Origin of the sequence: Rhizobium sp. CB3060, assembly GCF_025200735.1 — a bacterium.
GTDB lineage: Bacteria > Pseudomonadota > Alphaproteobacteria > Rhizobiales > Rhizobiaceae > Rhizobium.
This window is the reverse complement of the sequence record NZ_CP104159.1, coordinates 1,720,235-1,744,325: the sequence shown is the minus strand read 5'-3', so window position 1 is coordinate 1,744,325 and position 24,091 is coordinate 1,720,235. Positions and strand designations below refer to the sequence as shown.

The window sequence follows — 24,091 nt, the reverse complement described above, 5'->3', positions numbered from 1 at the left end:
CTCATAAGTATGGACCCGCGAAGAGGCACTCCGAAATACCGAGTACTCTGATGGACCTGTCGAAAATAAAGACGCTGATCGATTTTGTCGGACGATCGAACATTTCCGAGCTGACGGTAACGGAAAAGGACGTCACGGTACGGATCTTTCGGTCACCGGATCAGACGGCCTCCGCCGCTCCGGAGCAGGTCCTCGATAAATCAGTGGTTGGTTCGGCCGTATCGAGCGGCGATGTTTCGGCAAACGCATCGGCCTCAGCCATCGCCGTGAAGGCGCCCCTCTTTGGCGTGCTGCATCGCGCAGCGGCGCCGGGGGAGGAGCCTTTCGTCAGGGTTGGCGACACGGTGCAGGAGGGGCAGATCCTTTTCATCATCGAAGCAATGAAGGTCTTCAACAAGATCGTCGCGCCGCATGCCGGTCGCATTTTGCGCCTGACCGACGTCGATGGCGGTGAAGTTGAAACGGGCGTCGTGCTGGCGGAGATTGCGTGATGGCGGAGCCGCTTGATAAAGCCTTGGCAGAACGGCGTTTCGACACGGTTCTCATCGCCAATCGAGGTGAGATTGCCGCGCGGATTCAGCACGCTTGCCGCGAACTCGGTCTGAAGACGGTCGCGATCTGCTCCGAAGCGGACAGGCAGGCATCCTATGGCAAGACGGCCGACAGCTTTCTGTGCATCGGTCCCTCGAACGCGGCCCGGAGTTATCTCAATCAGGATGCAATCCTCCTTGCCGCGCATCTGACCGGGGCCGGCGCGATCCATCCCGGTTACGGATTTCTGTCGGAAAACGCTGCTTTCTCTGACGCTGTTGAAAAGGCCGGCCTTGTCTTCATTGGGCCTGAAGCTTCCTCGATTGCGACCATGGGCGACAAGATATCGGCAAAACGGGCGATGATCGCCGCCGGTGTGCCCTGCGTGCCCGGCCCTGATACGTCGCTTCCGGACGATCTGGCGTCCATCGAGCGCATCGCGCAGGAAATCGGCTATCCCGTGATCATAAAGGCCGGGGGCGGCGGGGGCGGAAGAGGGATGCGGGTGGTTCCCGAGGCCGACGGGCTGCACGAGGCCATCGCTCTGACGCGCGAGGAAGCCCGGCAGGCTTTCGGCTCCCCGGCGCTCTACATGGAGAAGTTTCTCGAACATCCACGGCACATCGAGATTCAGGTGCTGTGCGATACCCACGGCAATGCCATCTGGCTTGGACATCGCGATTGTTCCATGCAGCGTCGGCATCAAAAGGTCGTGGAAGAGGCGCCGGCACCCGGGATTTCATCAGAGGCGATCAAGGCGGTGGGCACGGTCTGCGTCGAAGCCTGCCGGCAGATCCGCTATCGTGGTGTCGGAACCTTCGAATTCCTCTACGAGAATGGCTCGTTCTATTTCATCGAAATGAACACGCGTCTGCAGGTCGAGCATCCGGTCACTGAGATGACCAGCGGGATCGATATTGCGCAGGCACAGATACAAGTCGCTCAAGGTGTTCCCCTGGAAACCAGCCAGGATGATGTGACCTGTACCGGCCATTCCTTCGAATGCCGCATCAATGCCGAGGATCCCGACAGTTTCCTGCCTTCGGTGGGGACTATCACCGATCTTGCCCTTCCTGAAGGGCCGGGCATCCGGGTCGATACCCACATCCATGCCGGCTATCGGGTCTCGCCCTATTACGACTCGCTGATTGCGAAGCTGATCGTCCATGCGCCCACGCGAACGGAAGCGATGGCGAGAATGCGTGAGGCCCTTGCCGTCACGCGGATAGAAGGGATTTCCACCAACCTGCCATTGCTGCGCGCACTGTTCGAGGATGAAGGGCTCGCACGTGGCGAGACGGATATCCGCTATCTGGAGCAATGGCTCCAGCATCGGAGGGCGGCATGAGCGCGATCGACTTCAGCGATCCGGCGACCATAGCAGTCCTGGCCGATGCCTTGATGGCCGCGGGAGTCGGCGGAATTGAAATCTCGAGACCTGGCGGAAATCTGCGTCTCGTGATTTCGGCAGCGGGTGGCGCTCAAGTCAGCACGACAGGGAATGCACGGCCGGGCTTGGCCGTGACACCGGCGGCCACCGTCAAAGCGCCGATGGCAGGTCGCTTCTGCCCTTCATACCCTTCGGCCCCCATCGAAATCGAGCATCGTCCTCGCGCTGTTTCAGAGCAGGACGTTATCGGCTTCATCCGCATAGGTTCCGTCCTACTTCCTATTCCCGCGGGCCGGTCCGGTTTGCTGAGCAAACGACTGGCAGAGCCCGATGCTCTCGTCGGTTTCGGTGATCCCCTGTTCGAGATCGAGCCACACTCATGATTGCCAATTCGAACATCCTTGCGCAACGTCGCGAAATCGTCCCCGCCGTCAAAGGCCAGGCGCGGGTTTCCTGCATCGGAGCTCGATCTTTCCTGCTCGAAGCGCCGGGTGAATTTGACCTCCCCGCCCAGCGATGGATCTGGGGCCTCTCGCAAACGGTGACGCGCTGGGCAGATATCGCGGAAGTGATCCCCGGCATGACCAATCTCCTGGCGATCTTCAAGGAGACGCCCGAGGATCCCGAATTCATTGCAGGCCGGCTTCTCGAGGCATGGAACAATACCGAGAGCCTCGACCTGGCGGGAAAGATCATCGAAGTCCCCGTCCACTACGGCGGCGCTTATGCGATCGATCTTCCGGCTATCTGCGACTTCAGCGGATTGAGCGACCGCGAAGTGGTGCGTATTCACTATGAAGCCGATTACCGTGTTTTCGCCTTGGGAAGTGCCCCGGGTTTCGCCTACCTGCACGGCCTTGATCCGCGCATTTATATGCCTCGCAAGACCATTCCGTCGCTGAGGATGGAAAAGGGCAGCGTAACGATCGGAGGAATGCAGACCGGCGTTGCGATGCTGACCGGTCCGAACGGGTGGAACTCCCTCGGCCATGCGGAATTGCAGATGTTCGATCCGACCTCCGCGACGCCGGCCCTTATGGCGCCCGGGGATACCGTGCGCTTTCTGCCGGCAAGGATCGAGCTATGATCCAGATCATCGAAACCGGTTCATTCAACACCGTCCAGGACCTTGGCCGCCCCGGCTATCGCGACATCGGGGTCTCGGCCAGCGGCGCGATGGATCCGCTTGCGGTGAAGATCGGCAATATCCTTATTGGCAATGACGAGGGCGCGGCGGCGATCGAGGTTCAGACCTTTCCGTTCAAGCTGCGGTTCGAGACCGATAGCGTCTTTGCCGTCACAGGTGCGGACGGCCATCCGACACTGGATGGTCGGGAATTGCTTCCATGGTGTACTCACGTCGCCGAGCCGGGTCAGATCCTGGAGCTGAGGCAGCCACCGAAATTGGCCCGCGCCTATATCCTGTTCGGTGGAGGGCTGGACGTGCCGGTCCTCATGGGCTCGCGCAGCACCGCGCTGCGCGGAGGGTTTGGCGGCAATGCCGGTCGATCGCTCGCTAGGGGCGACAGGATCGGATTTGGCACGGTTTCGGATGCACTCCCTCTGCCACCAAGCGGCATCGCCGCCGTCGAGCCGGCCGTGGCGTTGCGCGATGTCTTCCCGGCTGTGATCGACAGTGTGCTGCCGATCCGGGCTATAGTGGCTGGCGAGCATGAGCTCTTCGCCTCCGAAGGCGAGGCCTTCTGGGGCCAGACCTGGAGGATATCATCCAGCAGCGACCGCACCGGTTATCGCCTCTCCGGCGAACCGATCAAGCCGTCAGCGACAGTCGAGATGCGCTCTTACGGCATCGTGCCCGGCGTGATCCAGGTCCCGCCCGGTGGCGAGCCGATCATCCAAATGAGCGACGCCAACACCGCGGGTGGCTATCCCAAGATCGCGGGCGTCATCGAATGCGATCTGTGGCGTCTCGGGCAAGCCCGTATTGGAAGCCGGTTGCGGTTCGTTCGCTCGACGCATGCCGAGGCACGCGCAGTTGAGCAAGCCGTTGCCCGCTATGTCGCGGATGTCAGGCGGACCTCGCAGATGGTCAAGCGCGCTTTGAAGGCGATGGCCTGACGGCAAGTGAATGGGTCAAAAGGAGGAAGCTGTGAAGATCGATCTGAATTCTGACATGGGCGAAGGTTTCGGTCCTTATCGGCTATGCGATGACGAAGCGATGATGAAGATCGTCTCGTCCGCCAACATTGCCTGCGGCTTTCATGGCGGTGACCCGGATACGATGGCGCGCATGGTGCGTCTCGCAAAGGAAAACGGCGTGGGGATCGGCGCGCATCCGGGTCTGCCGGATCGATCCGGTTTCGGCCGGCGCGAGATGCCGTTTCAGCCGGACGAACTGCGGCAGCAGATGCTTTATCAGCTCGGCGCTCTGATCGCGATCGCCAAGAGCCAAGGCATGAGGGTCAGTCATTTCAGCTTTCACGCGGCCATGGGCAATATGGTCAATCGCGATCCAGCGCTCGCCGATCTGATGATGGATGCCATTTTCACCGTCGATCCTCGCCTGGTGATATTCGTCACGGCCGGCAGCGAAATCGAGAAGGCGGCAAAACGCGCGAAACTCAGGACGCTGGCGCTGTTTCTGGCCGACCGCGCCTATGACGCCAGCGGCGCGCTTGTTGCCCGCGGTCTGCCGGGCGCCCTCGTCAAGGATGAGGCTTCTGTTCGGGCGCGAGTGCGTCGTTTTCTGACCGATGGCACCGTCGAGGCCATCGACGGTACCACCATCGCCATGCCGGCCCGGTCGATCCTTGTGCATAGCGATACGCCCGGCTCCTTGGAGCTTGCCCGCATTGTCCGCAGCGAAATCGAGGCTTCCGGCGCCACGCTCGCGCCTGCGGCCGAACTTGCGTCCTGATTGCCTAAAGCATGTCGCGCAAAAGTGTGCAGCGGTTTTGCGACAACGACATGCGCAAAAACAAGAGCTTAAAGCGCAAGGAGCGAATCCCAGAGATCGTGACGCGCTTTAAGGCAACCAAATTTTCCCATCTCAGCGAAAGATCATGCCGATGTCTTCCATAGCCGATCGCCTCAAAAACGTCTCCATCTCCGCATCCGCCGCCATGACCCAGCGCGCCAGGGAACTCGCCGCCAAGGGCATCAAGGTTGTCAGTCTCTCGTCCGGCGAGCCGGACTTTCCAACGCCCGCTCATGCGATCGAGGCAGCGCACGCCGCAGCGTTGAACGGCGAGACGAAATATCCGCCGATGGATGGCACGCCGGCACTGAAGGCTGCGATCAGCAGAAAGTTCAAGCGCGACAACAATCTCGATTATGATGCCAGCCAGATCGTCGTGTCCGGCGGCGGCAAGCAGGTGATCTTCAACGCGATGCTCGCGACCTGCAATCCCGGCGACGAGGTCGTTATTCCCACTCCGTCCTGGGTTAGCTACGCCGACATCGTCAAGTTTGCCGGCGGCGTGCCCGTGGCAGTGCCTTGCTTCGAGCAGGCTGGATTCAAGCTGCGTCCCGAGGATCTGGAGGCTGCGATCACGCCGCGTACGAAATGGCTTATCCTGAACTTCCCGAACAATCCGACAGGTGCCGCCTGCTCGCGCGCCGAAATGGCCGCGATTGCTGACGTCATGCTGCGCCATCCGCACGTCTGGATCCTGACCGACGATATCTACGAGCACCTGGTCTATGACGGCTTTGAATTCTGCACGATCGCCGATGCCGAACCCAGGCTTTACGACCGTGTCCTGACGATGAACGGAGTTTCGAAAGCCTATGCCATGACCGGCTGGCGGTTGGGATATTGCGCCAGCGGATCGAAGGAGCTGATCGCGGCGATCAGCAACGTCAACGGCCAGAACAGCGGCGGGATCGCCACCGTCTCGCAGGCTGCCGCGATCGCAGCGCTCGACGGTCCCCAGGATCTCCTCAAGGAACGGGCGGCCATCTACAGGGAAAGACGCGATTTCGTTCTCAATCAACTGTCGAAGGTCGAAGGGCTGCGTTGCCACAAGCCCGAGGGTGCCTTCTACCTCTATCCCAACATGTCAGCCCTGATAGGCAAGACGACCAAGGGCGGACGCAAGATCGAGACTGATGTCGATTTCGTCATGGCGCTCGTGGAGGAGCATCACGTCGCGACAGTGCAGGGTGCCGCCTATGGCATGAGCCCTTATTTCCGCATCTCCTATGCGACAAGCATGGAAATGCTTGGCGAGGGCTGCGCGCGTATCGCCCAGTTCTGCCGCGATATGCACTGACACCGGATCGTGCCCACCGGCCCGGTTTCCGGGTCGGTGGGCGCGAGGCCCGTTGCCAAATCTAGAGTTTTAGCCGTTCGGTCAGTTCGACAAGGATATCCTTGACGGCGAATGCCGGCTCCGACAGTGAACTCTGATCGGACGTGCAAAGCGACAGCGTTTCCTCGATGCGGGGCGAGACGAGCCGGCAGACAAGAGGCTCGCTCGATTCCGACACGATGCGGTCAGCGATCGCCTTCGGCATGATGGTCGCGCCAAGCCCGCTGCCAACCGCGCGCCCCAGGGTTCGCACGATTTCCACTTCGGCCACGACCTTGAGGTTGATCCGGCTGCGCGTGAAGGCGGCATCGATGGCCCGACGCACGAAATTATAAGCCGGCGGCAACAGCATCGGCATTCCGTCCAGTGCGCTGACCGGCAGGGGCTTCGGGTCTGAATCGATCGCGAAATTGCGATGAGCGACGAAATAGAATTCCTCCCTGAGGATCGGTTCGAACCGTACGCCCTTGATCGGCCCGATGCCGTGGATCAGCGCCATTTCCAGCCGGCCGTTCATGATCATCTGGCTGTAGGTCTGGCCGACGCTCTCGGTCAGATGAAGCAGAATGCCGGGGTGCCGCTTTCTCGTTTCCGCCAGCAGCTCGACCGAGAGCGTGGCAGCGCTGCTGAAAGGCACGAGGCCGATGGAAACGCGTCCCGCAAGCGAATTGCCGGCGGCTGCCGCATCCGTCTGTGCCTGTTCCATCTGACGGAGAATGATCTGCGCATGCCGGTAGACCGCATGTCCGGCATCGGTCATGCTGACGCCCTGCTGGCTTCGGATCAGCAGTTTCTGCCCGAAATGCTCCTCGAGCGCCGCCAACTGCTGGCTCAGCGCCGGCTGGGCGAGGTGCAGGATATCGGCGGCCCGCGTAATGCTGCCGCTGTCAACGATGGCGATGAAGGATTTGAAACGTCTGATATCCATGGCATTGGGTACTATTCTGTCTTCCGGGGCATGTTTGCAGACGCGCATCTGTTTTGCAACGCGCGTCGATGCGGGAAGGCCATGTAGGCTCCGGCAAAAAGGCGCAATTACCCGCGGCAACAGCCCGCTCGCTTGCGGCCGGTCGATCTCCATAAAAGTTGCTTATTACTCCAAAAATAATCGGTCTTAGGCAAGGAGTTGAAGCTCCGCTAATGTCTGCGGCAACAACAAGGGGATCAGAATGCCATTCTCTGATTACAAGACCGCGTTGGTCACCGGCGCCTCCTCCGGTATCGGCGCTGCAGTGGTGGAGCGGTTTCGCCGCGAGAACATCGAAGTGCATGCGATTGCCCGCAGCGCTGGTCCATTGACGGAACTGGCAGAACGTACGGGATGTATCGCTCACGTCATCGATGTGACGGATCGTGCGGCCATCGCCGATCTTGCGAACCGCGTTCAGTTCGATATTCTGGTCAACAATGCCGGCGTTGACCGGCCGAAGAAATTCCTCCAGGCGGACGAAGAGGACATTGATCTCCTCATCGACGTCAATCTCCGCGCCGTCCTGCATATTTGCCGCCTGATCGTGCCCGGAATGGTGGCTCGCGACCGCGGGCATGTCATCAACATCTCCTCGATTGCCGGCAACTATAATTTCGGCGGCAACTCCACCTATCACGCCGTCAAGGCAGGCGTCGCCATGCTGTCGAACCAACTGCGTATCGACGCATTCGGCAAGCGCGTCCGCGTGACCGAAATCTGCCCCGGCCGCGTCGCGACCGATATTTTCAACCACGTGCACGGCAGTGATCCCAGCGTGCGCGAACGCTTCATCGATGGGTTCGAGCTGCCGCAGGCCGCCGATATCGCTGACGCAATCGCCTTTGCGATCGCCGCGCCGGTCGCGGTTAATATCGGCCATATGGAGATCACCCCGACATTGCAGGTGATGGGCGGCCTTCAGACGGCCAAGCCTCAGCCCCATGACGCGGAAGGTGCGAAGCCGTGAGCGGGTTCGATCTTTCGGCGATCCTCAGCAATCCGGACTATCAGGCGATGCTCCTGCAGGGCATCGAGATGACTTTCGTCATCTACATCGGCTCCTGGCTGCTTGCCATGACACTCGCCATCCTGCTGTTTGCGCTTCGGATGTCGCCGCTTCGCGTCGGTGATCCCATCGTAAAGGCCTACGTTTCCTATCACCGCAATGTGCCTACACTCGTGCAACTGATGCTGTGGTATTTCGGGATCTATTCGTTGATGCCGCAGGGCATCACGGATTGGCTCGCCAACCACAATGCCGAAGCCATTTTCGCGGTGATCGGGCTGGGATTGTGTCAGGCTGCCTATTTCAGCGAGGACTTGCGTTCCGGCCTACGCTCCGTCAGCCCTGGGCAGATGGAAGCAGCCAAGGCGCTCGGGCACGGCTATCTTTCCGCAATGCGTTTCGTGATCATGCCCCAGGGGCTGCGCAATGCGCTGCCGCCGCTGATCAATCATAGTGTATCCCTCTTCAAGAACAGCAGTCTCGCCATCGTTGTCGGTGCGTCGGAGCTTACGCATGCGGTGAAGGAAATCGACAATGTCAGCTTCCGCACCTTTGAGATCTATTTGATCGGCACCGTGATCTATCTGTTCTTCTCCCTGATCATCATGGCCCTGGGCGCATTTCTTTCCATGCGGTCCGATCCGATGCGGAGGGCGCGCGCGTGATCCAGGACGTTATCAACATCATCCATGACTATTGGCTTTTGTTGCTGATCGGCCAGTATCCCAATGGCCCGCTGGGCGGCCTTGCGAATACGCTCATTCTCTCGGCGCTCGCCATCGCGCTCGCATTCCCCGTCAGCATCCTGCTAGCCATGGCTCGCCTTTCCAAATGGGCGGTCCTCCGGTGGCCGGTGACGGGCCTGGTCTACATCACACGCGGCGTTCCGCTGCTGATGCTGATCCTTTGGTCCTATTTCCTCGTTCCGCTCTGGACTGGCGCGGACGTGCCGAGTTTCCTGATCATGCTGGTAACGCTGGTGATCTATGAGGGGGCGTTCTTGAGCGAGGTCGTGCGGGCCGGCATCGTTTCACTCGGTCAAGGGCAAATGGATGCCGCCAGGGCTCTCGGCCATAGCTATATCGGCGCGATGCGCTTCGTGATCCTGCCGCAGGCGCTCTACAATATGATCCCGAGCATGATCTCGACCTTCGTCTCGACGATCAAGGATACGACGCTTGGTTACGTCATCAATGTACCGGACCTGACCTTTGCTGCGAGCCAGGTGAACAACCAACTGCTCTCGCAGCCTTTCCAGGTCTTCTTCATTCTCGCCGTGGCCTACTATCTGCTCTGCTGGAGCCTGACCCACATTGCCAACACGGTTGAAAAGCGAATTGCCCGCAGGCGTGCAGGGCCAAGCAAAGTTCGCCTTCGCACCGACGTCCTTCCCCTCAAGACATTTACGGAGCAGCTATGAGCATCCCAGTTTCCGGGCCGCAGGACGCTCAGGAGATACGTCTTCATGAGGTCTGCAAGAATTATGGTCATTATCCGGTGTTGAAGAACATCAACGCCGCCGTCAGCCGCGGCGAGGTGGTCGTCATTTGCGGGCCGTCCGGTTCCGGCAAATCCACCCTGATCCGCACGATCAACAGGCTGGAAGAGATCAATAGCGGTTCGATCAGTTTTGAGGGAAAGAATATTCATGCCCCGATGGGCGGTGCCGAACTCAACCGGCTGCGTAGCCAGATCGGTTTCGTTTTTCAGAATTTCAACCTGTTTCCCCATCTGTCCGTCATCGACAACGTTTCCATGTCGCCAATCCGCGTCAAGGGCGTGCCGGCGAACGTAGCGCGCGACAAGGCCATTTCGCTGCTTGATCGAGTGGGCCTTGCCGACAAGGCAAATGCCTATCCCGGCCAGCTTTCAGGCGGTCAGCAGCAGCGCGTGGCAATCGCCCGCGCGCTCGCGATGGAGCCGCCCGTCATGCTCTTTGACGAACCAACGAGCGCGCTCGATCCGGAGATGGTGGGCGAAGTGCTCAGCGTCATGAAAAGCCTGGCGGCCGAGGGGATGACCATGCTCTGCGTCACCCACGAAATGGGCTTCGCCCGCGATGTGGCGGACCGGATCTGGTTCATCGACGCAGGCGAGATCCTGGAAACCGCTCCTCCGGAGGAATTCTTCAAAAATCCTCGCCATCCCCGAGCGCAGCGCTTTCTTTCCGATCTGCGCCACTAAGCATCTGAAATCAATAATAAGGAGAACAGCAATGAACTGGAAATACCTCACCGTAACGCTGGCACTCACGGGCACCGCTGTCGCCATGCCGGCCAAGGCCGACCAACTCGACACGATCATGTCAGCCAAGACGCTGCGCTGCGCGACCTATGCGGATGTTCCGCCGTTTTCCTCGCCTGATCCAAAGACCCGCGAAATGGCGGGATTCGACGTCGATCTGTGCAAGGCGATCGCGAATGAACTTGGCGTAAAGGCCGAGATCAAGCCGATTTCGGTCGAGGCGCGTGTCCCGGAAGTCAAGCTTGGCCGGGTCGACATCACGGTCGCCAACCTTGCCTATACGCTGAGCCGCGCGGAGCAGATCCAATTCAGCGATCCCTACTATGTCGCCAAGGAAATGCTCATTGTTCCCGCCGATGACGCCGGCAAGAAGAAGGCCGATTACGAGGGCCAGCGTCTCGCCTCGACCAAGGGCTCGACGTCGGAGCTGGCGATCAAACTCAACAAATCCGACCCGCTGACCTTTCAAGATACGGGCTCTGCCTACCTTGCCGTTCAGCAGGGGAAGGCGCGCGGCATGGTCGCGAACACCATGACGACGACGCTGCTTGTCAATCAATCGAAGACCAAGGGCAAGCAGATGCGCATGATCGACGAGCCCATGCTGCTGGAGCCGGTCGGTATCGGTATGCAGAAGGATCAGCCTGCGCTGACCGCAAAGGTCAATGCAATCCTGCACAAGCTGGATGACTCCGGCGAGATCAACAAGATCTGGGAAAAGTGGCTTGGTCCGAACACGGAATACAAGATGACCCGCAACGAGAAGGTCGTACCGATCACCGAATTGAAGTTCGACCCGATCCCCTGACGCCGCATCTTCGCGCCTAGTCAATTCTCCATCCGAAAATCCTTGTTGATTGCCGGCGGCGGTATGCCTGCCGCCGGCCTAAACCATGAGAAGTTTCCATGACCCACATCAAAGATATCGCCGAGCGACCGAGCACCGCAGACATCGAAGCGCTCGCCAAATTCTCGCCCGCAACGATCCATGAAGCCCAGGGTCGCCGCGGCGCGCTCTCCTCGCGTCTGAAGCCCGTGGACTATCGCATGAAGCTTTGCGGTCCGGCGTTCACGGTGAAGTGCGCGCCGCGCGACAACATCATGCTGCAGCTTGCGATCAACTACGCCAAACCGGGCGACATCATCGTCGTGTCTGCGGGAGAATACGAGGAAGCGGGCTCCTTCGGCGATGTTCTGGCCAATGCTTGCCTTGCCAAGGGCATCGGCGGCTTGGTGACCGATACAGGCGTGCGCGATACGCTTCAATTGAGGGAACTCGGGTTTCCGGTCTTCTCACTCAGCGTCTGCATCAAAGGCACGGTCAAGGAGACGCTCGCTGCGGTCAACGATCCGATCATCGTCGGCGGAGAGATCATCAATCCTGGTGATATCATCGTCGGCGACGCGGATGGTCTTGTCGTCGTTCGCAGAGAGGAAGCGCGGGAGGTCGCGCGGCTTTCGCAGGCGCGTGACGATGCCGAAGCGGGCTACATCGAAGCCTATAGGCAAGGCAAATCGGTCATCGAAGTCAGCAAGCTTGAGCCGGTGCTGAAAGCCAAGGGCCTCATCGTCGATATCTGACCAGTTATTTCCCGATCAGGCCGCCTAGCTGCTATTCGAAACCTAGTGTCCTGCCTCATCCATCGCAAAGGCGACTTGCAGTTCCATCTGAACCGCATGCATGAAGCGGCTCGCTTGGCGCGATATAGCCTCCTCGGTCATACCTTGCCGTTCGAGCGCAGCGGCAAGCGCCGCCATCTCCGACCGCCAGAAACGGTTAGCTTCCTCGCCATGAAGGCGCTGGAGAGCTTCTGCGCATCGTTTGACTTCGGCTACGCGCCGATCGGCAGGAAACTGTACAACCGTCATACTGTCTTCGTCCTTGTAAGTCGAATCACCTCAGAATGACGCAGCATTGCCGCCGGACCTTCACAAATGGTGAACCGGCCGTTTTGGCCCGCTTTTTGCGATCTGCAATGGCAGCTCGTCCGGCAGTGGCATTGCGTCTCATCAACGGAACAAGGGGCAACTGGATCTGTAGCTGGTCCAATTGTTGCATTCCTAAATGGCCCTATAGACGCGCCCGTACCGCCGTCGCGTTGTGGAACATTCCTATGCAACCGGAGTTCATATGTATGGCTTTGTGCTGCCAAGCCTCTCATGCGTCGTGATGTGGTCTGATGGCGGCGCTCGCCGCGCCTCCGGGAGGCATTACGATGGCCCAGCCTATGATCACCCACAATCCTCACAGCACGGCAAGCATTGCCGGCCACCCTGTCCACGCAATGCTGATACCATTCCCGATCGCCTTCTTCGTCGCGACCTTCGTTTGCGACCTCGTTTTCTGGCGAACCGGCAATGCAGCCTGGGTCACCGGTTCGCTCTGGCTGCTCGGGGCCGGCCTGATCATGGCCGCGCTGGCCGCTGTTGCCGGACTCACCGACGTCCTTGGCGACGCCCAGATCCGTAACCTTCAGGACTTATGGCTTCACGCCGGCGGCAACGTCCTTGTCGTCCTGATCGAGCTTTACAACTGGTACTCGCGATATGCCCACGCAGAGGCGGCGGTGGTGCCGGTTGGCCTCGTCCTGTCGCTGATCGTTGTCCTCATCCTCCTGTTCACGGGTTGGAAAGGCTGGGGAATGGTCTATCGACATCATGTCGGCGTCGCGGATGAATCGGACGAAATGCGCTGAATACTGTCAGCGTGATTGTAGTCGGCCTCGCTTGCTGCAAAAAATCCGGTCGGCGGACCGGAGAAGGTCCTGTAAACCAACGCCAGAGGTCCTGCGTTGCACCTGTCGCCGCGTTGCACTGGGCCTGCCAATCGCGCCTACGCGCTTGTTGTCAGAGTAGAGATCTGATCGGTATCGTAGCGGCTCCGCAAGTCGGCAAGCGCGCTTGGATCGGGAGAGCCGTGTGCAGCGAGCTTCGCAAGCTCTTCGAAATAATGCTCGTGTCCGGGCGGAGAGACGGTCATCAGCACGCGCGCCGGCTTTTCGCTGACATTGGTGATGTTGTGCGGCACGCCCGCTGGAATGAACAGGTAGGTACCCGGGGTAGCGCGGATCGTTTTTTCGCCGACGTGCCAGAGGCATTCGCCGTCGAGCATGTAGAAGGTTTCCTCCTGCACGCGATGGATATGCCGGCCGGTGGCAAACCCGGCTGGGATCGTCCAGTCGAACATGCTCGTGTGTCTCGTATCCTCGCCGGTGACGAGAAACACCATGGGATGGCCACGCAGCATGACCCCCTTGTTCTCGTCAGGCATGCGGATGACAGGGGCGGCGCTCATCTTATCCTCCATTGGCTCGGTGCTGCTTCCGCAAGCACCCACCCAGAATGCCACCGCCCTGTCGGACAGTCCTGAAGCCGTTCCGAAATTGTTGCGAAAAGATCGCAAACGGTATCTTCTTCAGGAATGGTTACAAGCCTCACGTTTGGCCCATTTCGCCTCGACGCCGATGCCGGGATCCTGTTCCACGGCGACAAGCCGACGCCGCTCGGTCAGCGGGCGGTTGCGTTGCTTGCGCTGCTCTTGGAGCGGTCGGGTTCACCGGTTTCGAAGGAAGCGCTAATCGAGACTGCATGGCCCGGGCTCGCCATAGAGGACAGCAACCTGACGGTCCAGATCGCGGCGGTGCGGCGGGTTCTCGAAAACCTTAGCGGTGGCGGATGCTGGATAGAGACGCTGCCACGACGCGGCTATCGTTATGTCGGACCGGCGGTCGCAGTTGATGGTCCTGATTCGGCAGCCGCGGTCTTGGCTACGACAACGCCGACATTGCCAGACAAGCCTTCGATCGCGGTTTTACCGTTCTCCAACCTGAGCGGCGATCCTGAACAGGATTATTTCACTGACGGGATGGTTGACGACATCATCACCGGCCTAGCGCGCATCAATTGGCTGCTCGTCATCGCGCGTAACTCGACCTTCATCTACAAGGGTCGCGCGGTGGACGTGAAGCAGGTCGCCCACGAGCTCGGTGTCCGCTACGTGCTCGAAGGCAGCGTGCGGAAAGCCGGTGGCAGCGTACGCGTGACCGGCCAGATGATCGATGCATCGACCGGCGCTCACGTATGGGCTCAGCGGTACGACCGCTGCTCTACCGATATTTTTGCGCTTCAGGACGAGATCGCCCTATCGGCTGTCGGTGCAATCGCACCCAGCCTGCGGCGTGCCGAAATCGATAGGGTGAAGCGCAAGCGTCCCGACAGCCTCGATGCATATGATCTTGTGCTGCGGGCGCAGCTCGACGTGGATTCCGGCATGCCGGACCGGGTTGCGCGAGCGCTGGTGATGCTCGATCGTGCCATCGAACTCGATCCGGGTTATGCGCTGGCGCATGGCAATGCCGCGATGTGCCATCATTGCCTCTTCCTGCGCGCCGGCCTGCAGGAAGCCAACCGTGCCGCTTCCATCCGCCATGCTCGCTCAGCGATCCTCCACGGACAGGATGATGCATCCGCCCTGACCCTTGCGGGTTTTTCCATTGGCATGGATGGACATGACCGGAAAGCTGCTTTCACCGCACTGGAAGCCGCACTCGCCATCAGCCCGTCATCTGCCCTGACCTATATCTTGGGAAGCGTCATTCTCGGATGGGGCGGAGAAGCAGAGCGGGCCATCGAGTGGAGCGAGCGGGGCATGCGGCTGAGCCCATTTGACTCATGGGCTTTTGCCGCATTCGATGCGCAAGCGATGAGTCATTTGCTGCTTGGCCGCTATGATGAAGCCTGTCGCGCAGCCTACAAGTCTGTTCAGGCCAATCCCGCACACAGCATCACCCATGTGCAATTGGCTGCCGCCCTGGCCAAGCTCGGCCGGCTGGAAGAAGCGAGGGCAGCCGCTGCGCGGGTGCTTGAGCTGCATCCAACGTTTCACTTCGGCCGCCAGTTTGCAGGCGTCGACTGTGCGCCGGCGCTCGCGCAATGCCTTGGTGATGCGCTACGTGCTGCCGGCCTGCCGGAGTAGCGCGCATCGACCCTGCCGGCGCCTTCGACGGGGTCCGCGTTCGGATCCCATAACGAGCAGATATTCGGCGCCTTGAAAGTAATTTTCAGCAACAGAAGCGAGATATGTTTCCGGATAATCGCAGATCGGCTTCGCAGAACTTACGGTTCTGAGATCGAGTGAGAATATAGTCAACTTTCTACGGCGTTGCTTCGGCTAAAGCGCCGGCGACGCGATAACTGGGCCCTGCCGTCCTCGATTACGTGATTGCGGCCAAGATAGCGTGCAGCATTCTCAGTTATCGGTGGTCGTTTTGTACCAGCCCACACCGCCGAAGGTAGGCCCGTGTTCTGCATAAAGAGACGACTGCGTGCCGGATCGACCGCACGTCTGCGCAGTGACTGTGAACAGACCAAAAATGGTCAACAAATTGTTAGTCATGAGGCTTGCGCGCCGCGATATTAACTGCTTCAGAGGAAATAAATAAGAATCTACTTTGCAAGTAGATGTGATTTCGTCTACCTAGTGGATGAATAAGCCTGGAAGTATATTAGCAAAGTACTGTTTTTGGGGAAGGGTACTATTTTGGTTTATAGAAAACGATTGATTGGGGCGATCGGCATTTCGGTAGCCATTAGTTCTTTATTGAGCGGCGCTGCTTACGCTACGACATTGCAGCAGGCAATTGACAAGACAATGAAGACCAACCCGCAGATCATGGAGGCTGCCCAGAATAGGGAGGCAACCGAGTTCCAACTGCGGCAGGCGAGGGGGCTTTATCTGCCGTCGGTCGATCTGGAGTCGGGTTATGGTCGCCGTAGGCTTTCGGATGTCACGTCGGGAGCCCTGACGCGTAGCACGGATTACCTAAATCCGGCCGACGTCAGCTTGACGATTACGCAGACGTTGTTTGACGGCGGCGACCGCAAGGCACAGAAAGATAAGCAGGCGGCTCGTGTCGACAGCGCATCCTTTCGCGTCCAGCAGCGCTCGGAAGCCTTAGCGCTTGAAGTGACCCAGGATTATCTCGAATATATGCTGCAGACGGAAATTGTCGCGGCCGCGGAAAAGAACGTCGCCTTCCACAAGCAGATGGTCGGTAACATCGAGGATAGCATTAAGGGCGGGGCCCTTACCGATGCCGATCGTTATCAGGGCCGCGAGCGCCTGCAGGCGGCAAATGCCCGTCTTCAGGAAGCCAAGCAGGAACTGGATGCGACGAAGATCCGCTACCTTCAGGTCGTCGGCGAACCGATCAGCAATGCCCAGCGTCCGGCCTCCGTGTCGCATTACCTGCCGAAGACGCTGGATGATGCTGTCTTCATCGCCCAAAAGAACAATCCGCAGATTTCCTCCGGCAAAGCTGACGTGAACGCCGCGGACGCCGATGTCCGCGGTTCCAAGTCTGCCTTCCTGCCGAAGCTGGACCTTGTCGGCAGCGCCCGTATCGGTGACGATGTGGACGGCAACAAGGGCAACACCAACGACGTCCAGGTCGGTGTCGTCGCCAAGTGGAACCTCTATCACGGCGGCATCGATACCGCCCATCAGCAGGAACTGGTCCGTCGCGCCGCCGAACAGCGTTATGCGCTGAGTGAAACATATCGCGAGGTCGATCAGTCTGTTCGTTCCGCTTGGAGCGAGCGTACCAATCAGGCCCAGCTCGCGCGTATCCTGGACGGGCAGGAAAAGACAAACGCCCAGCTCGTGACGTCCTATCGTGAGCAGTTCAAGGTCGGTCAGCGCTCCCTGCTCGATCTGTTGGATGCCCAGAACACTCGCTTCAACACCGAGGTTTTGGCCAAGACGGCGGACGTCGCCTCGCTCTTTGCCGAATACAAGATCCTTGCCGCATCGGGCAGTTTATTGTCGACGATGAAGCTGAAGCCGGTCGATCAGGCAACGCCTTATGCCCGTGATCAGTTCAGCGTGTCGTCGAACACGGCTGATCCCGGCTATACCAAATACGACTCGCATCAGAAGCCCGGCCTGCCGATGGATCTGCTCGAGCCGATTCGCTAATCGTCGCGATCCGGATTGGATAATACTCCATGTTGAACGTGGCACCTGAGGTGTCTGCGAGCGTACCGCTGCAGACGTTTAAATCGGCATTTAAATCGGTCGCTGCGTTTTACGGTCGCCCGAGCTCCGACACAGTGCTGTTTTCAGGCGTTCCGGACGAGGTTCTGGAGGCCATGGAGCAGGACGACGTCGAGCGACTGTCAGAACGCGTCGGCCTGCAGGTGCTGCAGCACAAGGAGCGCGATTGCCGGCTGGGTAATTTCGACTGTCCCGCCATCGTCACCTTTGCTGGTGGCGGTGTGCTTCCATTGCTTGAAATCGCCGAAAATGGCTCCTACGTCATCGATATCGCGCCAACAGCGGGGACGCCGCTCCACCTGACGCGGGATGAGCTTGCGGCGCTCAATCCGCAGGCCGCCTTTGCCTTCACGCTCTACTATCAGAATGCTTCGGAAGAAGCGCGCGTCGGTCATGCGATGGAGATAGAGAAGCGGCATTGGCTGGCAACGACGCTGGTGCCCTACTGGCGCACCTATACTCGTGTCATGCTGGCGGCGCTGTTTATCAACATCATCGCGCTGGCCTCGCCGCTCTTCACCATGAATGTCTATGACCGCGTGCTGCCAAACAAGGCGTTCCCAACGCTTTGGGTGCTGACGATCGGCATTTCCCTGGCCTATCTGTTCGATTTCCTGCTGAAGACGGCCCGCGCGGCGCTGATCGACTATGCCGGCCGCAAGGCGGACTTGCGCCTTTCGCAACTGATCTTCGACAAGATCCTGAATTCGACGCTAGCCTCTCGCCCGATGTCGACAGGCGAATATGCCAACCGCGTGACGCAATATGAATTCGTGCGAGAATTCTTCACCTCGAACACGATCGGTGTGCTGATCGACAGCCTCTTCGTCATCATCTTCCTGATCGTCATCTATATGATCGCCGACTGGCTGGTGGTTATTCCGGCTGTCGCTTTCGTTCTGTCTGTCGTGATCGGCCTTGTGGCCCAGGCGCAGATTGGCAAGCGCATGGCGGCTGCGACGAACGAGGCATCACGTCGCCAGTCCATGCTTGTCGAGACGATTTCGACGATCGAGACATTGAAGAGCCTTCGAGCCGAAGCGACCATGCTACGCCGCTGGCAGGAGCTGACGAAATATTCGAGCCGCACCAGCGAGGACATCAAGCACATCTCGTCGAACGCCATCAACTTGACGATGTTGCTGCAACAGATGGTTAGCGTGTTCATCGTCGTGGCGGGCACCTATGAATTCGCCGATGGAAAAATTGCCATGGGCGCGATCGTCGCCACCGTCATGCTGGCGAGCCGTGCCGGCGCGCCTTTCGGACAGATCGCCATGACACTGGCGCGTTTCCGCCAGGCCACCATGTCGCTGCGCATTCTCGACAAGATCATGGAACAGCCTGATGATCGACCGTCGACTGTCGGCTTCGTCAACCGGCAGATCCGCAGCGGCGGATTCAGCTTCCAGAACGTCTCTTTCCAATATCCGGGTTCCGATCAGGCGGTCATCAATCAGTTGTCCTTCACGGTCACGCCCGGGGAGAAGATCGGGATTATCGGCCGCATCGGTTCGGGCAAGACGACGCTCGGCCGGTTGCTTGACGGGCTTTTCCAGCCTACCAGCGGCCGCGTGCTGATCGATGGCGTCGATATCCGCCAGTATCACATGGCAGAGGTGCGCGCCGCCGTGGCTGTCGCCGGCCAGTCGTCTGACCTGTTCTCCGGCACAGTGAAAGAAAACCTGCTGCTCGGCAGGGCCGATGCCAGCGACGAGGAGTTGCTGGCCGTCTCGCGGATGACCGGTGTCGAGGAGTTCGTCGCCGTTCACCCGCGCGGTTTCGACATGCCCGTCGGCGAGCGCGGCGCGAACCTTTCGAATGGCCAGAAGCAGGCATTGACCATCGCCCGCCTGCTCCTGACCCGGCCGAAGATCGTTTTCCTCGACGAGCCCTCGGGGGCCATGGATCTGGCGAGCGAACGGCACCTGATCAACAAGCTGACAAATGCGTTCGGCCCGGAAACGACGGTGATGGTGGCAACCCATCGCCACAGCATGTTGGAGCTGGTCGACCGGCTGATCGTCATCGACAAGGGCCGCATCATTGCCGATGGACCAAAGCACGCCGTCATCGAGGCGATGCAGCGCAAGGCGGTGTCCTGATGCGTAGTCATCGCCACAATATCCACGACAATCCTCCGCTTTTCGCCCGGCTGATCCTCGGTATCTGTGCCTTGATGATTGCCGCTTTCATTGCCTGGGCGGCCTTGGCCGACATCGACGAGATCGCACGGGGCGAGGGGAAGGTGATACCGGTATCGAAGACGCAGATTGTACAGTCGTCCGAGCCCGGCATCGTCCAGCAGATCAATGTCAATCTTGGCCAGGTCGTCCATAAGGGCGATCTTCTGGTCCAGCTCGACAACACCACGACACAATCGACGCTTGGTGAGTCGGTGGCCAAGGCCCGCGCTCTCGGTGCCAAGGTCGAGCGCCTCGCCTTGGAGGAGGCCGGCACCTACGACGCGCAATTTATCTGTCCGGCCGATATTCTGGCCACCGCCAAGGACGTCTGCGATAACGAGGAAAAGCTTTTCGAGGCGGATCGCGCCGCCTATCAGAACAAGCTTAATGTTCTCGATCAGCGTTTGAAGCAGCATCAGAACGAGCTGGACGAGGCCCACGCCAACATAGACCGTTTGACGCAGAATATCGCCGGGGCTCAGAAGCAGTATGATCTTCTGAAGCCGCTCGGCGAGAAAAAGCTCGTCGCCGAAACTGAAATCCTGAAAGTCCAGCGAGACCTGGTCGACCTGCAGGGTCAGCTTAAAGTCTATGTCGAAAGCCTGGATCGCCTGCAGGCAGCCATCAAGGAAGCGAATCTGCAGGTCAACGACCTCGGGTTGCAGCTGCGCCAGCAGGCATTGACCGACAAGGGGCAGGCATTGTCGGAGCTGTCCGTCGTCGACGAGACGATCCGTGGGGCTTCCGACCGGGTCAAGCATACCGATATCCGTTCCCCGGTCGACGGCATCGTCAATACGCTGGAGGTCAACACGATCGGCGCCTATGTCGACGCCGGCAAAGTCATCGCCGGCGTCGTGCCGACAGCCGACAATCTGCTAATCGAGGCGAAGATTTCACCGCGCGACGTTGCCTTCGTGCGCCTCGGCCAGCCGGCGGTCATCAAGATCTCGGCCTACGATTTCTCGATCTTCGGCGCGCTGGATGGCGCGGTCGTCAACGTCTCCGCCGACAGCCTGGTCGATAAGGACAAGAACGAAACCTATTACCTCGTGCGCATCAAGACCGACAAGTCGGAGCTGGAGCGCGACGGCAAGCGCTATCCGATCATCCCCGGCATGGTGGCTTCGGCCGAGATCATGACCGGCCGCAAGGCGATCCTTGCCTATTTGATGAAGCCGATCAACAAGGCGCGCTCCGAAGCGCTGACAGAACGGTGAGGGCGGCGATGCGCAAAGGAGCCGGAAAGGACGAAGTCACGACGATGGCCCGCAGCGAAGCCTTGCCATCCGTCGATGGTGACGAACTGGAGCCGCGTTTCCGCGCCGTGACTGGCGGCGGTGAGCGTCGCGGCATCCGCTTGGAGCGGATCTATTGGGACGGCCTCGGACGGATGTCCGAAGCCGGCGGCATCAGCATCGGCGACCTCGTTTACCATACGGCGACCGATATGCCGGAAACGGGCAATCTCGCCTCGCTGCTGCGCGTTCTGAGCTTCAAATGGGCGCTGAGCCGTCTGGACGCCATCGAAGATGTTGCGTCGCTGACCAATCTCAACGCAGTCCTTCAGGCGTCGCCGACGCCGGCGGTGGTGTTGACGCGGGAGCGCGGGATCAAGCTCTTCAACGATGCCTTCCTGAAAATGCTGCGCCACCGCCTGCCTTTGATTGATGACGTCCAGCAGACGGCGCGCACCCTGCGCTTTTCCATCGACACCCAGGTCGAGGAAGTATTCTCCGTCCTATCGAGCAATCGCGGCAAGACGCTGAATACAGGCTTCAAGATCGGCCTCGGCTCGCAATCGCTGACGGGCCAGATCAATCTGGCACTGGCACCGACGCACGAGGCCCCGATGCTGATGGGCTATATTTCCGTTTATTGAGAAGTCGTCACGTTCGTTGAGCGCGGCATTCGCCGCGGAACGTCGAAAAGGCGAGCCCGATTAGTGGATCTCGCCTTCGCCAGGGGCCACCTTGGCGAGCGGCATTGCGGCGACAACCGCTTTCGCATGAGGATCGCGGGAGCCGTGCAGATAGCCGCGGCCGGCGACGATCGAATAGAGCGGCAGATATTCTGCAATGCGCCTGTCGGACAAAACCTCATCGCGCATGTTGTCGAGGATGAAATAATTGCCGTTGACCGAGACCGAGAGGACGGCGTGGTAGAAATGCCGCTGCTGGTCAAAGAGGATGACCAGCGCCATTTGGTCGAGATCGACGCCTGCATTGTAGAGGGCGGCCATCTTTAATATGGCAAAGTCCTCGCAGTCGCCCTGCTGGTGCGACAGGGCCTCGCTCGGCTTCGCCCAGTAGTCCGTCACATGATAGGTATCCATGTCGCTGGCGTAGCGGATGGCATGGTTGACGGTGAAATTGATGGTGTTGATCTTGTCGCGGATCGAGGCGCCGGCAGCCTTTGTCTCGGCAGCCGCGACGGCAGCTGCGGCTGTATCGCATCCACCAGCGCTGCAACCGAGCGCTTTGCCGGAACGGATCTCGGCGAGCGGGCCGGCAAACTTGTCGAGCGCCGCAAGATGCTTGAAGGGGATGGCGACTGTTCCGAACACCGAGTCGCCCATTGGGGTGTTGGTCGGCTGTGCGGGACGTGCCGGCTCGAGCACAGCTTCATCATTATGCGGAAGACCTGCGGGCTCGACGGCGAGGCTCTGGCTCAGCGCGGCAAGGTCGAGGCCCTCAATCGCCTTTGCTGTGTTTGCGGCGGTCGGCGCAAAGAGATTGATGACCGTGTCGAACAGCGGATCCGAAAGCAGGTTGACGACCGGGCGGACGGTATCGCTGGTCGCCGCCAGGCAGGTGGTTGATGACGACAGACCAAAGGCAAGGGAAGCTGCAGCAATCGCTGCAAGTATAACTTTATTGTTCTTGCGTTCCATTGGTGCATTATTCTCCCTGGTTGAGAGAATAATGCGCCATACCTCTGAATACGGCGTTCGGAAGCGTAGATAATCTAAGTATAAATTAAGCGATCAAATAAGTATAAAATTCAACCGGGTTTGGTGGGAAACCATTAAGGATGATGCCGTCAGGCGCACAAAATGATCCAGCATGGCGCTGCAACTGATAACACAGCGCGGCGCGACAGTGCGCGCTATGTGCACTGCGCTCGATGCGATTGCTCAGCTTCAGAACGACTGCGAGGGCTGCGCGGCGACCTTCAGCTTGCCGCCGTCGATCGTATTGATCACCATTTTGCGCTCTACCATGCCGGCGGCATTGAAGCGGAACAGCCCGGTCGTGCCGCGGAAGCCGACCTTGTTCATCAGGTTGGCGGTGGTGATGGCTTGCGGGCCCTGGGAACGGATGAGGCCGGAGGCGATCGCCATAGCGTCGTAGCCATAGGCGCCGGAGGTTGTCAGCGGATGGTTGAAGTGGCGCTGGTAGCGCTCGGCAATTAGCCCGCTGCTTTGCGTGTCGTCCGTCGCGACAAATGCACCAGCCACAGCCGACACGGCATAGATTGATTGGGGCCATCTGTTGGTGCCCACCACCGCCTGAGCGGGAATGGCAGCACTGCGCACGGCACTCGCTACTGCGCCGATTTCCGGCGTGTTACCGAGAATGACCACGATCTCGGCCGACTGGATAAGCGGCCGGTTCTTGGTAAGGATATCCGCGGCCTGATCGCTTGTGTTGTAACGGCCAAGGCCCATGAAAGTGTTGCCGCTGTTCCAGATGGCGTTGCTCAACCTGGTGCTGTCGGATGGAGAAAAATCCGCAGGCACCAGCGCCGACACCTTCTTGTGACCTCCGGGACCGGCCGCCTTGACGCCCTCGGTCGCGCTATCGATTTCGTCCGAAGCGAGGTTGAAGACATCGCCACCGGTCGAGGCCATAGCACTCGCAAGGTTAAGCAGTGGCGGGCGTTGGGCGGGGGAAATGGCGGCAATGGCAGCGGTCTCGGCCGGCGGCAGATAGCTGACGATCAGCGCGGCATTGCGGCTCTTGGCCGCGGCGACCTGCGCCGCGATTCCTGCAGGGCCCTGGCCGACATCTTTTACACGCAGCCGAACCTGATTGCTGCCGAGCTCGCCGACGCCAAGCACTGCCCCGTCACGCACGTCGCGAGCCGGACCTTCGTAGAGACCTGCTGCGCCCTTGCGCATCAGCAACGTAATTTCCGTGCCGCTGTCGCCGCCGTAGGTTTCATCGATGGCGGTGGACGGCATTTTTACGTCGTCGTTCTTGCTGTTGCTGCTCAGGCCAGCACCGTTCATCTGGCATCCGGCGAGGCTGGCGCAGAGGACAAGAACGGCACCGCCTGTTGGGCGCCGGTGCTGTCTGCGCCGCAGCCAATCAGTCAAAAGGCTCAACGAAAGGCTGATCGCAAACGGCACAACTCACTCCCCCGATTCCCGAACGCAGGCTGCGACAGCCTATGGCGGCGCATTTGCACACAGCGGCTGACGGAAAGTCAAG

24 protein-coding genes are annotated in these 24,091 nt (G+C 59.8%); 19 read left to right on the top strand and 5 right to left on the bottom strand.

Annotation, left to right across the window (positions count from 1 at the left end):
- Positions 1-50 precede the first annotated feature (50 nt).
- The 7 genes from N2601_RS27320 to N2601_RS27290 all read left to right on the top strand — a co-directional run bounded on the left by N2601_RS27320 (position 51) and on the right by N2601_RS27290 (position 6,156).
- Positions 51-491 (top strand): acetyl-CoA carboxylase biotin carboxyl carrier protein, encoded by a 441-nt coding sequence (locus N2601_RS27320; protein WP_104827509.1) that lies wholly within the window; start codon positions 51-53, stop codon positions 489-491.
- A complete protein-coding gene (locus N2601_RS27315; protein ID WP_104827508.1) occupies positions 491-1,879 on the top strand; it encodes an acetyl-CoA carboxylase biotin carboxylase subunit in 1,389 nt (462 codons plus the stop codon). The genes N2601_RS27320 and N2601_RS27315 overlap by 1 nt, the downstream gene beginning before the upstream one ends.
- The gene (locus tag N2601_RS27310) at positions 1,876-2,304 is read left to right on the top strand and encodes an acetyl-CoA carboxylase (RefSeq protein ID WP_104827507.1); all 429 of its coding nucleotides are present in this window, start codon (positions 1,876-1,878) and stop codon (positions 2,302-2,304) included. The genes N2601_RS27315 and N2601_RS27310 overlap by 4 nt, the downstream gene beginning before the upstream one ends.
- Positions 2,301-3,008 carry a 5-oxoprolinase subunit PxpB gene (gene pxpB / locus N2601_RS27305; RefSeq protein ID WP_104827506.1) on the top strand — a complete coding sequence of 236 codons (708 nt, stop codon included), beginning with the start codon at positions 2,301-2,303 and terminating at the stop codon, positions 3,006-3,008. The genes N2601_RS27310 and pxpB overlap by 4 nt, the downstream gene beginning before the upstream one ends.
- Positions 3,005-4,000, top strand: a complete 996-nt coding sequence (locus tag N2601_RS27300; RefSeq protein WP_104827505.1) for a 5-oxoprolinase subunit C family protein — start codon at positions 3,005-3,007, stop codon at positions 3,998-4,000. Before pxpB ends, N2601_RS27300 begins: the two co-directional genes overlap by 4 nt.
- A 31-nt stretch (positions 4,001-4,031) precedes the next feature.
- Positions 4,032-4,799 (top strand): 5-oxoprolinase subunit PxpA, encoded by a 768-nt coding sequence (locus N2601_RS27295; protein ID WP_104827970.1) that lies wholly within the window; start codon positions 4,032-4,034, stop codon positions 4,797-4,799.
- 151 nt (positions 4,800-4,950) lie between these two features.
- Entirely contained in the window at positions 4,951-6,156 is a 1,206-nt protein-coding gene (locus N2601_RS27290; protein ID WP_104827969.1) for a pyridoxal phosphate-dependent aminotransferase, read from the top strand.
- Between the two features lie 61 nt (positions 6,157-6,217).
- On the opposite strand, the gene nac is transcribed toward N2601_RS27290, so the two are convergent.
- Complete coding sequence (nac, locus tag N2601_RS27285) at positions 6,218-7,171, bottom strand: nitrogen assimilation transcriptional regulator NAC (RefSeq protein ID WP_445945018.1); 954 nt, start codon at positions 7,169-7,171, stop codon at positions 6,218-6,220.
- 193 nt (positions 7,172-7,364) lie between these two features.
- On the opposite strand from nac, the gene N2601_RS27280 reads away from it, so the two are divergent.
- From N2601_RS27280 to N2601_RS27255, 6 genes are all read left to right on the top strand, one after another.
- The gene (locus N2601_RS27280) at positions 7,365-8,132 is read left to right on the top strand and encodes an SDR family oxidoreductase (protein WP_104827503.1); all 768 of its coding nucleotides are present in this window, start codon (positions 7,365-7,367) and stop codon (positions 8,130-8,132) included.
- Complete coding sequence (locus N2601_RS27275; protein WP_104827502.1) at positions 8,129-8,836, top strand: amino acid ABC transporter permease; 708 nt, start codon at positions 8,129-8,131, stop codon at positions 8,834-8,836. Before N2601_RS27280 ends, N2601_RS27275 begins: the two co-directional genes overlap by 4 nt.
- Positions 8,833-9,591 carry an amino acid ABC transporter permease gene (locus tag N2601_RS27270; RefSeq protein WP_104827501.1) on the top strand — a complete coding sequence of 253 codons (759 nt, stop codon included), beginning with the start codon at positions 8,833-8,835 and terminating at the stop codon, positions 9,589-9,591. The genes N2601_RS27275 and N2601_RS27270 overlap by 4 nt, the downstream gene beginning before the upstream one ends.
- Positions 9,588-10,355, top strand: a complete 768-nt coding sequence (locus N2601_RS27265; protein WP_104827500.1) for an amino acid ABC transporter ATP-binding protein — start codon at positions 9,588-9,590, stop codon at positions 10,353-10,355. Before N2601_RS27270 ends, N2601_RS27265 begins: the two co-directional genes overlap by 4 nt.
- 31 nt (positions 10,356-10,386) lie before the next feature.
- Positions 10,387-11,223 carry an ABC transporter substrate-binding protein gene (locus N2601_RS27260; protein WP_104827499.1) on the top strand — a complete coding sequence of 279 codons (837 nt, stop codon included), beginning with the start codon at positions 10,387-10,389 and terminating at the stop codon, positions 11,221-11,223.
- 98 nt (positions 11,224-11,321) lie between these two features.
- Positions 11,322-11,996: a 4-carboxy-4-hydroxy-2-oxoadipate aldolase/oxaloacetate decarboxylase gene (locus N2601_RS27255; RefSeq protein ID WP_104827498.1), complete on the top strand. Its 675-nt coding sequence runs from the start codon at positions 11,322-11,324 to the stop codon at positions 11,994-11,996.
- 42 nt (positions 11,997-12,038) lie between these two features.
- Here N2601_RS27255 and N2601_RS27250 read toward each other — a convergent pair whose 3' ends face one another.
- Entirely contained in the window at positions 12,039-12,284 is a 246-nt protein-coding gene (locus tag N2601_RS27250; protein ID WP_104827497.1) for a DUF6074 family protein, read from the bottom strand.
- A gap of 347 nt (positions 12,285-12,631) precedes the next feature.
- On the opposite strand from N2601_RS27250, the gene N2601_RS27245 reads away from it, so the two are divergent.
- Positions 12,632-13,111, top strand: coding sequence for a DUF2231 domain-containing protein (locus N2601_RS27245; protein WP_245464119.1), 480 nt, complete (start codon positions 12,632-12,634; stop codon positions 13,109-13,111).
- 137 nt (positions 13,112-13,248) lie between these two features.
- Here the strand turns inward: N2601_RS27245 and N2601_RS27240 are convergent, their stop codons facing one another.
- A complete protein-coding gene (locus N2601_RS27240; RefSeq protein ID WP_104827967.1) occupies positions 13,249-13,710 on the bottom strand; it encodes a cupin domain-containing protein in 462 nt (153 codons plus the stop codon).
- Positions 13,711-13,836: 126 nt separating this feature from the next.
- Here N2601_RS27240 and N2601_RS27235 point away from each other — a divergent pair, with 126 nt between their 5' ends.
- From N2601_RS27235 to N2601_RS27215, 5 genes are all read left to right on the top strand, one after another.
- Positions 13,837-15,390 carry a winged helix-turn-helix domain-containing tetratricopeptide repeat protein gene (locus tag N2601_RS27235; protein ID WP_104827496.1) on the top strand — a complete coding sequence of 518 codons (1,554 nt, stop codon included), beginning with the start codon at positions 13,837-13,839 and terminating at the stop codon, positions 15,388-15,390.
- 675 nt (positions 15,391-16,065) lie between these two features.
- Complete coding sequence (locus N2601_RS27230; protein ID WP_245464118.1) at positions 16,066-17,391, top strand: TolC family outer membrane protein; 1,326 nt, start codon at positions 16,066-16,068, stop codon at positions 17,389-17,391.
- Positions 17,392-17,420: 29 nt separating this feature from the next.
- A complete protein-coding gene (locus N2601_RS27225; RefSeq protein ID WP_104827494.1) occupies positions 17,421-19,574 on the top strand; it encodes a type I secretion system permease/ATPase in 2,154 nt (717 codons plus the stop codon).
- Positions 19,574-20,875, top strand: coding sequence for an HlyD family type I secretion periplasmic adaptor subunit (locus N2601_RS27220; RefSeq protein WP_104827493.1), 1,302 nt, complete (start codon positions 19,574-19,576; stop codon positions 20,873-20,875). Before N2601_RS27225 ends, N2601_RS27220 begins: the two co-directional genes overlap by 1 nt.
- Positions 20,876-20,883: 8 nt before the next feature.
- Positions 20,884-21,537, top strand: coding sequence for a ribbon-helix-helix domain-containing protein (locus tag N2601_RS27215; RefSeq protein WP_104827492.1), 654 nt, complete (start codon positions 20,884-20,886; stop codon positions 21,535-21,537).
- Between the two features lie 60 nt (positions 21,538-21,597).
- On the opposite strand, the gene N2601_RS27210 is transcribed toward N2601_RS27215, so the two are convergent.
- Together N2601_RS27210 and N2601_RS27205 are read right to left on the bottom strand one after the other, a co-directional pair.
- Positions 21,598-22,548, bottom strand: a complete 951-nt coding sequence (locus N2601_RS27210) for a transglutaminase-like cysteine peptidase (protein WP_104827491.1) — start codon at positions 22,546-22,548, stop codon at positions 21,598-21,600.
- A 249-nt stretch (positions 22,549-22,797) separates the two neighbouring features.
- Entirely contained in the window at positions 22,798-23,889 is a 1,092-nt protein-coding gene (locus N2601_RS27205; RefSeq protein ID WP_158704608.1) for a hypothetical protein, read from the bottom strand.
- Positions 23,890-24,091: the final 202 nt, after the last annotated feature.

Coding starts and splice junctions, on each gene's coding strand:
- N2601_RS27320 (WP_104827509.1), top strand. CDS start 51: ATGGACCTGTCGAAAATAAAGACGCTGATCGATTTTGTCGGACGATCG.
- N2601_RS27315 (WP_104827508.1), top strand. CDS start 491: ATGGCGGAGCCGCTTGATAAAGCCTTGGCAGAACGGCGTTTCGACACG.
- N2601_RS27310 (WP_104827507.1), top strand. CDS start 1,876: ATGAGCGCGATCGACTTCAGCGATCCGGCGACCATAGCAGTCCTGGCC.
- pxpB (WP_104827506.1), top strand. CDS start 2,301: ATGATTGCCAATTCGAACATCCTTGCGCAACGTCGCGAAATCGTCCCC.
- N2601_RS27300 (WP_104827505.1), top strand. CDS start 3,005: ATGATCCAGATCATCGAAACCGGTTCATTCAACACCGTCCAGGACCTT.
- N2601_RS27290 (WP_104827969.1), top strand. CDS start 4,951: ATGTCTTCCATAGCCGATCGCCTCAAAAACGTCTCCATCTCCGCATCC.
- nac (WP_445945018.1), bottom strand. CDS start 7,171: ATGCGCGTCTGCAAACATGCCCCGGAAGACAGAATAGTACCCAATGCC.
- N2601_RS27280 (WP_104827503.1), top strand. CDS start 7,365: ATGCCATTCTCTGATTACAAGACCGCGTTGGTCACCGGCGCCTCCTCC.
- N2601_RS27265 (WP_104827500.1), top strand. CDS start 9,588: ATGAGCATCCCAGTTTCCGGGCCGCAGGACGCTCAGGAGATACGTCTT.
- N2601_RS27260 (WP_104827499.1), top strand. CDS start 10,387: ATGAACTGGAAATACCTCACCGTAACGCTGGCACTCACGGGCACCGCT.
- N2601_RS27255 (WP_104827498.1), top strand. CDS start 11,322: ATGACCCACATCAAAGATATCGCCGAGCGACCGAGCACCGCAGACATC.
- N2601_RS27250 (WP_104827497.1), bottom strand. CDS start 12,284: ATGACGGTTGTACAGTTTCCTGCCGATCGGCGCGTAGCCGAAGTCAAA.
- N2601_RS27245 (WP_245464119.1), top strand. CDS start 12,632: ATGGCCCAGCCTATGATCACCCACAATCCTCACAGCACGGCAAGCATT.
- N2601_RS27240 (WP_104827967.1), bottom strand. CDS start 13,710: ATGAGCGCCGCCCCTGTCATCCGCATGCCTGACGAGAACAAGGGGGTC.
- N2601_RS27235 (WP_104827496.1), top strand. CDS start 13,837: ATGGTTACAAGCCTCACGTTTGGCCCATTTCGCCTCGACGCCGATGCC.
- N2601_RS27230 (WP_245464118.1), top strand. CDS start 16,066: ATGAAGACCAACCCGCAGATCATGGAGGCTGCCCAGAATAGGGAGGCA.
- N2601_RS27225 (WP_104827494.1), top strand. CDS start 17,421: ATGTTGAACGTGGCACCTGAGGTGTCTGCGAGCGTACCGCTGCAGACG.
- N2601_RS27220 (WP_104827493.1), top strand. CDS start 19,574: ATGCGTAGTCATCGCCACAATATCCACGACAATCCTCCGCTTTTCGCC.
- N2601_RS27215 (WP_104827492.1), top strand. CDS start 20,884: ATGCGCAAAGGAGCCGGAAAGGACGAAGTCACGACGATGGCCCGCAGC.
- N2601_RS27210 (WP_104827491.1), bottom strand. CDS start 22,548: ATGGAACGCAAGAACAATAAAGTTATACTTGCAGCGATTGCTGCAGCT.
- N2601_RS27205 (WP_158704608.1), bottom strand. CDS start 23,889: ATGAACGGTGCTGGCCTGAGCAGCAACAGCAAGAACGACGACGTAAAA.